The organism is Streptomyces sp. CBMA156 (genome assembly GCF_014596515.1).
GTDB lineage: Bacteria > Actinomycetota > Actinomycetes > Streptomycetales > Streptomycetaceae > Kitasatospora.
Map to the genome: position 1 here is coordinate 1 of NZ_MSJQ01000293.1, position 9,581 is coordinate 9,581.

Consider the following 9,581-nt stretch of genomic DNA (forward strand, 5'->3'; position numbering starts at 1 on the left):
CTCGGCGGCCCGGGCGCGTTCCTCGCCGTGGCCGAGTGCGGTCTCGGCGGCCGTGGCCCGGGCGACGGCCCCGGCCCGGCCGCGGGCGAGCACGCCCGTGGCCACGGCGGCGACCAGCGCCAGGACGATCAGCGCGATCTGCGTCATCGAAGTCCTCGGGGGTGCTTGCGGATCGGACCGGCCGGGCCGGACGGGACGGACAGGAAGGCCGGGCTGCCGGGCTGCCGGATGGGCAACCCGGGCGGGGTCAGTTCCGGGCGGTGCGCGGGCGCGGGGGGCGGGCGCCGTCCTCGGCCAGCTCCCTGGCCACCAGGGCGACCTGGCCCATGGCCTCCAGGACGCCCGGGGCCGCCGAGCCGTCCAGGTGCCGGTACTCGGCCGCGATGGTGAGCACCAGCCGCTCGGGCAGGCCGAGTTCGGGGTGGCGCCGCTCTGCGATCACCCGCCGGGCGGCGTCCAGCGCGGGTATCCCGGCGGCCTGCAGGGCGTGGGCGCGCTCGCGGACGTACCCGAGGTAGCCGATGTGCTCCCGGACGCCGGCCCGGTCGAGCACCGGGCCGTGGCCCGGTACGAAGATCTCCGCGCCGGTGGCCAGGGCCCGCTCGCAGGCGCCGATGACGTTCTCCAGCGGTCCTGCCCAGTGCGAGGGGTGGTCGCCGGGCTGCTCGGGCGTCGAGGAGAAGATCACGTCGCCGGTGAACACCGCGCGCTGGTGCGGGAGGTGGACCATCAGGTCGCCGCCGGTGTGGGCGGCGGGCAGGCTGGTGATCTGCACCGGGTACCGGCCGACGGTCAGCTCCAGCTCACCGGTGAAGACGGTGTCCGGGCGCACCGCCTCGGCGGTGGACCAGTCGAACACTCCGAAGTGCTCCCGCAGGTAGCCGCCGAGCGGCGAGTCCGGGTCGCTGGTGGTGACCAGCGCGTGCTGCTGCTGGGGGGTGGGCTCCCAGTGGATGTGCTCCAGGGCCTCGCGGGTGGCGATCACCTCGGCGTCCGGCAGCACCCCGGCGCCCCACAGGTGGTCCCCGTTGGCGTGGGTGACGACCACCCGGTCGACCTCGACCCCGGCGGGCAGCAGCCGCCGGCTGGCGGCGAGGAACTCCCCGGCCAGCGAGGGGTCGTACGGTGTGTCGATCCAGAGCGCCGTGGTCTCCGAAGCCAGCAGTCCGCAGTTGGCCAGGCCCCATCCCCGCTTCGGCGGGAGCCACACGTACAGGTCCTCGGCGATCGCGCTCACGTTCGCACGGTTGATCGTCATGTGCGCGATTATGCCCATGATGTGTCAGAGGCGAAGCAAAACTCTTACGGTTCAAGCCACTTCGCGTCTTCAGAAGCCCGGGATATCCCGATTCATCCCGAGTGGTCTGGACCACATCTGGCCGAACCGGCCCGTCCCCCGCAGCGCGGAGGCACCCGCGTTGCCCCCTCGGACCAGCGCCGACCCTCGGCGCGACAGCGCCACGGGGGCCGGCGGGACGCGGCGGGGTGCGGCGGACCCCGCCGGCACCGGCGGAGCGTCAGGCTTCCCGACCCGCGGGCCGCTCCAGCCGCTTGATCCCCTTGCGCTCCCCCGCGCAGCGCTCGTATCCCAGCCAGGCGTTGATCGCCAGCATCGGCCCGTTGGTCGTGTCGTTGCTGGTGTACGCGCGCCGGTAGCCCGCCGCCACGGCGAGCCGCAGCGACTCCAGCTTGGCCGACTTGGTCAGCCCCCGGCCGCGGAACTCCCGGCGGCAGGCGGTGAACGCGGACCAGTAGCGGTCCACCCCGTCGGTCTGCGCCATGCTGAACGCGGCCGGCTCGCCGTCCACCACGGCGACGACGCTCAGCGCCAGGTCCCGGTCCGGGCGGGTCCAGTCGCAGCGCAGCCAGTCCTCGTACTCCACGGCGTCCATCGGCACCTCGCTGCCCGGCTCGTCCAGGACGGCGTCCGCCTCGACCAGGAACACCGGGTGCGGGGCGGCCGCCCAGTCGGCGGCCGGGCGCAGCTCGACGCCGGCCGGCAGTACCGGCGCCGGTGGCAGCGGCAGCGTCAGGTCCCGTCCGGCGAACTGCATGGCGCGCCCGAGCCGGTAGCCACTGGCGGTGGCGAAGGCCAGCGAGGCGGGCTCGTCGTCCACCCAGGTGTGCAGCTCGGTCACCCCGTGCCCGGTCAGGTGCCGCTCGGCCGCGGCCAGCAGCGCGGTGGCCGCCCCGCGCCGCCGGAAAGCGGGCAGCACGCTGCCGTTGGCGTAGCCGACGCCCTCGGTCGTCGTGCCGAGCACCACGCCGCAGCGCACCGCGCCGACCACCCGGCCGTCCAGCTCGGCGACGAAGGTGCGGAAGTGTTCCTCGGGGCTGGGTTGGGCGTTCTGCCAGGCCAGGGCCTCGGCGGAGAGCACCAGGTGCTCGCGCTCGGCCCGGTGGGCCGCCGCCACGGCGCCGGCGTCCTCGGGGCGGAAGTCACGGATCGTCAGGGAGATCGAAGAAGTCATGGATTCCCACGCTAGCCGCGCCCGTCCGCCCGCGCCCCCCGTTTTTCCCGCCGCCGGGGCGCCCCACCTGCGGGGACGGCCGAGGCTCGGGACCAAAGTCCCTGATCACCGGGCCGACAAGCTCAAATAATGCTCTGAGAAGACCGGGTGAGGCTTGGCAGCCACCCTGCCCGGGGACATCCTCAGCAACACGGCCGCGCGGTCCTGGCGACGACGCCCGCACCGGTCGACGGCCCTTCTCACCCGGCCCTCCGAAGGGGGCGAACCGATGACCACCCCTGCCCCTGACCTGCCCGGCTCCGCCACCGCGAGCCCGAGCGCCGCACCCCGGGGAACGGCGCTCCGGGGAAACGCGCCCGCCGGAACCGCGACCCCGAGAACCACGGCCCCGAAAACGGCGTCCACAGGAACCATGCCCCCGGAAACCACGACCCGCCTGGGCGTCGGCCTCGGCTGGCGCAGCGAGATCGACACCGTGGTCGAACGCCAGCCCGGCCTGGACTGGGTCGAGGTGGTCGCCGAGAACATCTGCGCCGACCACCTGCCCGACTCGCTGACCGTCCTGCGCGAACGCGGCGTCACCGTCGTCCCGCACGGCGTCGGCCTCGGCCTCGGCGGCGCGGACCTGCCCGACCCGGGCCGCCTCGCCCGGCTCGCCGACGCCGCCCTGGCGCTCGGCTCCCCGCTGGTCACCGAGCACCTGGCGTTCGTCCGGGCCGGCGGCCTGGAGGCCGGCCACCTGCTGCCCGTCCCCCGTACCCGGGACTCGCTGCGGGTGATCGCCGAGAACGTCCGGATCGCCCGGGAACAGCTGCCGGTACCGCTCGCCCTGGAGAACACGGCCGCCCAGCTCGCCTGGCCGGACGACGAGTTCAGCGAGGGCGAGTTCCTGGCCGAGCTGGTCGAGCGCACCGGCGTCCGGCTGCTGATCGACGTCGCCAACCTGCACACCAACCGGGTCAACCTCGGCCTCGACCCGGCCGCCGAACTCGACCGCCTGCCGCTGGAGGCGCTCGCCTACGTGCACGTCGCGGGCGGCAGGCTGGTCGACGGCGTCTGGCACGACACCCACGCCCACCCCGTCACCGAACCGGTCCTGGAGATACTGGCCGAACTCTGCGCACGGACCACCCCGCCAGGCGTCCTGCTGGAGCGGGACGCCAACTTCCCGCCGCCCAGCGAGCTGGCCGGCGAACTGGACGCCATCCGCCGGGTCCTGGAGGGGAGCACCCGACGATGACCGACCCGACCACGATCCAGAAGGCCACCGACATCGCCGCCGACCGGGACCTCACCGCCGCCCGGCAGCGGCTGGCCCGGCGCCAGGAGGAGCTGCTGGCCGCCCTGGTGGCCGGCGGGCCCGTCCCGCCCGGCTTCGACGAGCGCCAGGTCCGCGCCCAGTCCACCGGCCTGGCCGCCAAGCGGCGGAGCACCACCGCCAAGGTGGCCCCCGACCTGCCCCGTATGCTCGGGGCGCAGTACGGGCCGCTCTTCCTCGGCTACGCCCGCTCCCACCCGCAGACCGGCGGCTACCGCGCCGACGCCCGGGCCTTCGCGCAGTGGGTGCTCACCGACGGCGGCCCGCTCGCCGACGACCACCGCCGAGCCCTGGAGCAGTGGCTCCACCCGGCACCCGTACCACCGCCCGGCCCGCTCGCGCGCCTGCGCCGGGCCCTGCGCCGCCAGGGCGCGTCCGACACGCCCTGACAGCCGGCGGCCGGGGGCCACCAGCCTCTGGCGAACCATCACCACCTCGGGGGGAACCGCCCATGTGGCGCAACAGCTACTTCATCGTCCCGGCCGTCCTGCTGGTGGCCGCCGCCCTGTACGCCTCGCGGACCCGGCAGCACATCGGCCAGGTCCGGTACGCCAAGGGCCTGCCCGGCCGCGGCCTGCCGCTGCTCGACACCGCGTTCCTGTCCGGCGGTCCCGGGCGGGTGTTCGACACCGCCCTGGTCCGGATGCACCTCAGCGAGCAGGCCGTGATCAGCCGCTCCGGCCTGGTCACACTCACCGGCGCCAAGCCGTACGACGCCGTCGACAAGGCGGTCCAGGACGCCGTCGGCCCGACCGGGAGCCGCGAGATCGGCCCGCTGCGCCACGCCGTGATGCGCTCCGCCGCCGTCCAGGAGCTCGGCGACAGGCTCGCCGACCGCGGCCTGCTGCGCCGCCCCGAGCGGCTGCGGCGGGCCCGCACCGCCCGCCGGCTGCTCTGGCTCGCGCTGCTCGTCGTGGTGGCCTCCGCGGTGGCCTCCGTACTGATCGACGACGGCGTCGTCGGCCACTACCGCCCGAACCTCTGGATCCCGGGCATCCTGGTGGCCGGGGGCCTCGTCGCGCTGCTCGCCACCCCGCCGGTCAGGAGCCGGATCACCCCGGCGGGAGCGCGCCAGCTCTCCCTGATGCAGGGCGGGCCGTGGAAGCCCAACTCCGGGGTGTCGCCCAAGCTGGCCGGCGGCGCGCTGCTGGGCGCGCTCGCGCTCGGCGGGCTGGCCGCGGCCGGGCTGGACGACCAGGAGCTGGAGGCCACGATGCTGGCCGCGTCGGCCGAGGAGGAGGCCGTGCGGCACGCGGCCGCCGCGAACGCCGCGTCGTCGTCCTCGTCGTCGTCCTCGTCATCCTCATCGTCGTCCTCGTGCTCCTCCGGCTCCGACGGCGGCAGCGCCTCCTGGTGCGGTTCCTCGGACTCCGGCTCCTCCGGCTGCGGCTCCTCCTCGTCGTCGAGCTGTGGCTCCTCGTCCTCCTCCAGCTGCGGGTCCTCCTCGTCCAGCTGCGGTTCGTCGTCCTCCTCCAGCTGCGGATCGAGCTGCGGTGGCGGCGGCTGCGGCTCCTGACACCGGCCCCGGCGGCCGGCCAGGCGATCGGCGGGGACGAGGTACGCGGCCCGGCCGATCGCCGGGGGACCGGCCGCCGTCGGGCTGCGCGCGGGGTCGCACCGCCCGGCCGAGAAGGCTCCGCCGCACGGCCGCACCCCCACTGACGCCCCGCCGGACGTCACAGTTCGGTATCGCGGACCGGGAATGCGTTCCGCGCGCCCTCGCCGCAGGCATACAACATGCCCATGTGGTTGCTGTTCCTCATACCGGCCTGTGTCGCGGCGGTGCTGTCCTGCCTCCGACTGGTCCGGATGACCGCCACCGCCGACGCCCTCACCGACCCGACCGGCCTGCGGCCCCCCGAAGCCGTCGGCATCGGCCTGTACGAGACCGCCTACCTGGCCGGCGGCCCGGACCGGGTGGTCGAACTCGCCCTCGTCCTGATGGCCGGCCGGGGCCGGCTGCACCTGGCGCACACCGGCTGGACCACCGTGGTCGACCCCAGGGGCCGCAGCCGGCTGGAGCGGGCGGTCATCGCCACCGTCGGCCCCGGGGGCCAGTGCCGCACCGACGAGCTGCGCCGGGCGATGGCCGAGCACCCCACCGTGCTGGAGATCGGCGCCCGGCTCGCGCTGGCGGGCCTGGCCACCCCCGCGATGGTGCAGCGCACCACCGTGGTGGTGGTCCGGCAGGTCCGCCACGCACTGCTGCTGTCGCTGGTCCTGCTGGCCGCCTCGCTGGCCCTGAGCGGCTTCACCGGCGGTGACACCCTCGCCCCGCTCGCCTGGTTCTCGCTGCCGCTGATGCTCACCTCCGGCACCCTGCTGATGGCCCGGGTCGACGTCTACCCGTACACCCGTTGGGCCTCCCCGACCGGCCAGGAGGTGCTGCGCGAGGTCCGCCCGGCCCGCCAGCGCGGCCTCGCCGACGACGAGGAGCGCGAACTGCTCACCGCCGTCGCCATGAACGGCCCCGCCGTCCTCCCCGACGCCCGCCTCCGCGCCGCCCTGCGCCCCCACCGGACCTGAAATCCGGCTGTGCCCACCCCGCGACCAGGGCAGACTCCCCCGATGGACGAACCCTCCCCGGCCGGACCGGCCCTCGGCAGGCACGGCCTCGCGACGCTGGAGGCTTCAAGGACGTCACCCGGGTCGACCTCGGCGACCACTGCACCTCCGTACTGCGCGAGTCCGCCGGAGCACGGCCACGGCACCCCGCCGGAACGCCGGAGGCCGGCTCCCCCGCGGGGGAACCGGCCTCCTGACACCGCGCGGTCGCTCAGACCAGGCCGTTCAGCAGCTCGCTCACCGGCTTGCGGCGGCCGGTGAAGAACGGCACCTCCTCGCGGACGTGCAGCCGGGCCCGGGAGGGGCGCAGGTCGCGCATCAGGTCGACGATCCGGTGCAGCTCGTCCGCCTCGAAGGCGAGCAGCCACTCGTAGTCGCCGAGCGCGAACGAGGCCACCGTGTTGGCCCGCACGTCCGGGTAGCCGCGCGCCATCTGGCCGTGCTCGGCGAGCATCGCGCGCCGCTCGGCGTCCGGCAGCAGGTACCACTCGTAGGAGCGGACGAACGGGTACACGCAGACGTAGTCGCGCGGGCGCTCGTCGGCCAGGAACGCCGGGATGTGCGACTTGTTGAACTCGGCCGGGCGGTGCAGCGCCATGTTCGACCAGACCGGCTGCAGCAGCCGGCCGAGGCCGGTGCGGCGGAAGCGGTTGTACGCCTCCTGGAGGTCGTCCGAGTCGGCGGCGTGCCACCAGACCAGGATGTCGGCGTCCGCGCGCAGACCGGAGACGTCGTACGTGCCGCGCACGGTCACGTCCTTGGCGTCCAGCTGCGCGAACAGCTCGTCCACCTCGGCGGCGAGGGCGGTGCGGTCCTCGGGCAGGGCGCCCTTGAGCTTGAACACCGACCACATGGTGTAGCGGATGACCTGGTTCAGGTCGCGCGCCTTCTTCTTCTCGGGCTGCTGCTCCCGCTCAACGCTCTCAGTCATGCGCCCATTGTCCTCTCCGTGGAACCTTCCCCGGTCTCCGGGGTCAACAGTCTGTCGACGGCCGCCGCGGCGGCGGCGGCCGACCCGATGCACGCCGGAATGCCCACCCCGTCGTACGCGGCGCCGCACAGCGCCAGCGCGCCCACCCGCCCGGCCGCCGCCCGCACCCTGGCCACCCGGTCCAGGTGCCCCACCGGGTACTGCGGCAGACCGGCCGTGAAGCGGGACACGAAGGTGTCGTACGGCCGGGCGGTCAGCCCGATCGCCTCCTCCAGGTCCGCCAGCGACCGCGCCACCAGCTCCTCGTCCGGCAGCCCCAGCGCCTCCTCCTCGCGGTGCCGGCCCAGCGAGGTGCGCAGCAGGAACGCGTCCGGCGCGGAGCGCTCCAGCCACCCCCACTTGTTGGAGGAGAAGGTCGAGGCCTTGATCCGCCGGCCGTCCACCGGCGGCACCAGGAAGCCACTGCCGCTCGGCGGCTCGGCCAGGTCGGCGCGGCGGAAGGCCAGGGTCACCAGGGCCATGCCCGCGTACTCGACGGTGTCCAGCTCGGTGGCGGCCGCCGGGGCGTCCTCGCGCAGCAGCCGGGCCGCGGCGGGGGCCGGGACGGCCAGCACGACGGCGTCCGCGTGCAGCACCTCGCCGCCGGTCACCACCCGCCAGCCGTCGGGGGTGCGGCGCAGTTCGTCCACCGGGGCGTCGGTGCGCAGGTCCACGCCCGCCTCGACGCAGGCCGCGGCGACCGCGCCGGGCAGGGTGCCGAGACCGCCGCGCAGCCCCTGGAACACCGGGGTGCCGGCCGCCTTCGGCCGGGAGGCCAGCTCGTGCACCCCCTCGACCAGCGAGCCGCCGCCGCGCGCGATCGGCAGCAGCTGCGGCACGGCGGCGCGCAGCGAGATCTCGTCGGCGCGGCCGGCGTAGACGCCGCCCAGCAGCGGCTCGACCAGCCGGTCCACGACTTCCCGGCCCAGCCGGTCGGCGACGTAGCGGCCGATCGGGACGTCCTCGCCGATCTCGGCGGACTCCTCGTGCCTGGCCCGCTCCAGCCCCTCCGCGGTCAGCACCCCGGAGGCGGCCAGCGCCTCCAGGTCACCGGGAACGCCCATCACCTGCCCGCCGGGCAGCGGCCGCAGGGCGCCGCGGGTCCAGATCGCGGCCTTCGCGGTGGTCGGCGGTTCCAGTTCCCGTGCCAGCCCGACCGCCCGCGCCAGCTCCACCGCCTCCGGCCGCCGGGCCAGCACCGACTCGGCCCCGAGGTCCACCCCGACCCCGCCGACCTCTCCGCCCCACAGCTTCCCGCCGACCCGCCCGGACGCCTCCAGCAGCGTCACCCGTGCCCGCGCCGGCCCTCCGGCCGCCCCGCTCAGGAAGGCGGCCGCGGCCAGTCCCGCGATCCCACCACCGACGACGACGACCTGTGCATCCGACATGCTCCGCAGTCTCGCAGGTCTTTACACGGATGCCTCAATCCGCTGCACGCCTGCCGCTCGGCACCAGCCCGTCCAGCTCGATCGTGATCGGGAACGGCACCGGGCGTTCGAGCTTGCCTCGGAAGATCCCGGCCGGGACGTAGGAGGAGGTCACCGTCTCCAGCTCGAAGACGTGCACGACCGGGAGGCCTTCCTCCTCCTCCACGATCCAGTAGTGGGGGATGCCTGCCTCGGCGTACTTGCGGACCTTGACCGTACGGTCGCGGTGCGCGGACTCCGGGGAGACGACCTCGACGGCGAGCACCACGTCGGCTACGGCGAACCAGGTACGATCCGCGTCGTACTCCGCCGAGGCGACCACCACGTCCGGCTCCGGTCGGTTCCACCGGTCGAGCTTGACCGTCATCTGGTCCTCGACCATCATCCCGTCCGGCACCAGCGATTCCAGCGCAGCGGTCAGGTTCCGCACGACCCTGCCATGGAACGAACGCTGCGGGGACATCATGAAGACCAGTGCTCCATCGATCAGTTCGGTGTGCCGCGGCGCCTGTGGCAGGTGGTCGAGGTCGTCCGCAAACCAGCCCTCGTCTCTGGGCGCGTACATCCAGTCCGGCAGCTCGCTCATGCCCCTACGGTAGCGAGTTCGGGAGCGCGGCGGCCCCCGCCTATTCTGTGTGCTATGGAACCGATCGTGGTGAGTGCGTGTCTGGCCGGGATCCCCTGCCGGTACGACGGGCGGGCGAAGACCTCCGACGGCGCCGTGCGCCTGGTCGAGGACGGGCGGGCCGTGGTGGTGTGCCCGGAGGGGGCCGGCGGGCTGCCGACGCCGCGGCCGCCGGCGGAGATCGTGGGCGGGGACGGCGCGGACG

At 74.8% G+C, this 9,581-nt stretch carries 8 protein-coding genes and 1 pseudogene; 4 read left to right on the plus strand and 5 right to left on the minus strand.

All coding sequences use genetic code 11. The features are described 5' to 3' along the window. Positions 1–247: 247 nt before the first annotated feature. Together BU198_RS25730 and BU198_RS25735 are read right to left on the minus strand one after the other, a co-directional pair. A complete protein-coding gene (locus tag BU198_RS25730; RefSeq protein WP_188299255.1) occupies positions 248–1,258 on the minus strand; it encodes an MBL fold metallo-hydrolase in 1,011 nt (336 codons plus the stop codon). 259 nt (positions 1,259–1,517) lie between these two features. Beyond that, positions 1,518–2,471: a GNAT family N-acetyltransferase gene (locus BU198_RS25735; RefSeq protein ID WP_223244935.1), complete on the minus strand. Its 954-nt coding sequence runs from the start codon at positions 2,469–2,471 to the stop codon at positions 1,518–1,520. A 412-nt stretch (positions 2,472–2,883) separates the two neighbouring features. Here BU198_RS25735 and BU198_RS42545 point away from each other — a divergent pair. The 3 genes and pseudogenes from BU198_RS42545 (at position 2,884) to BU198_RS25755 (ending at position 6,315) form a co-directional block, all read left to right on the plus strand. Further along, positions 2,884–4,178: pseudogene (locus BU198_RS42545) on the plus strand (DUF692 domain-containing protein). Between the two features lie 62 nt (positions 4,179–4,240). Next, a complete protein-coding gene (locus BU198_RS25750; protein WP_188299258.1) occupies positions 4,241–5,305 on the plus strand; it encodes a TIGR04222 domain-containing membrane protein in 1,065 nt (354 codons plus the stop codon). A 227-nt stretch (positions 5,306–5,532) separates the two neighbouring features. Next, positions 5,533–6,315, plus strand: a complete 783-nt coding sequence (locus BU198_RS25755; protein ID WP_188299259.1) for a TIGR04222 domain-containing membrane protein — start codon at positions 5,533–5,535, stop codon at positions 6,313–6,315. Positions 6,316–6,565: 250 nt separating this feature from the next. On the opposite strand, the gene hemQ is transcribed toward BU198_RS25755, so the two are convergent. From hemQ to BU198_RS25770, 3 genes are read right to left on the minus strand one after another with little or no spacing between them, the layout of a single operon-like run. Beyond that, on the minus strand, positions 6,566–7,285 hold the full coding sequence (gene hemQ / locus BU198_RS25760) for a hydrogen peroxide-dependent heme synthase (RefSeq protein ID WP_188299260.1): 720 nt from the start codon (positions 7,283–7,285) through the stop codon (positions 6,566–6,568). Then, positions 7,282–8,712 (minus strand): protoporphyrinogen oxidase, encoded by a 1,431-nt coding sequence (gene hemG, locus BU198_RS25765; protein ID WP_188299261.1) that lies wholly within the window; start codon positions 8,710–8,712, stop codon positions 7,282–7,284. Before hemG ends, hemQ begins: the two co-directional genes overlap by 4 nt. Positions 8,713–8,746: 34 nt before the next feature. Further along, complete coding sequence (locus tag BU198_RS25770; protein WP_188299262.1) at positions 8,747–9,337, minus strand: Uma2 family endonuclease; 591 nt, start codon at positions 9,335–9,337, stop codon at positions 8,747–8,749. 54 nt (positions 9,338–9,391) lie between these two features. Between BU198_RS25770 and BU198_RS25775 the strand changes: the two genes are divergently transcribed. Beyond that, a partial coding sequence (locus tag BU198_RS25775) for a DUF523 domain-containing protein (protein WP_188299263.1) occupies positions 9,392–9,581 on the plus strand: 190 nt, incomplete at its 3' end.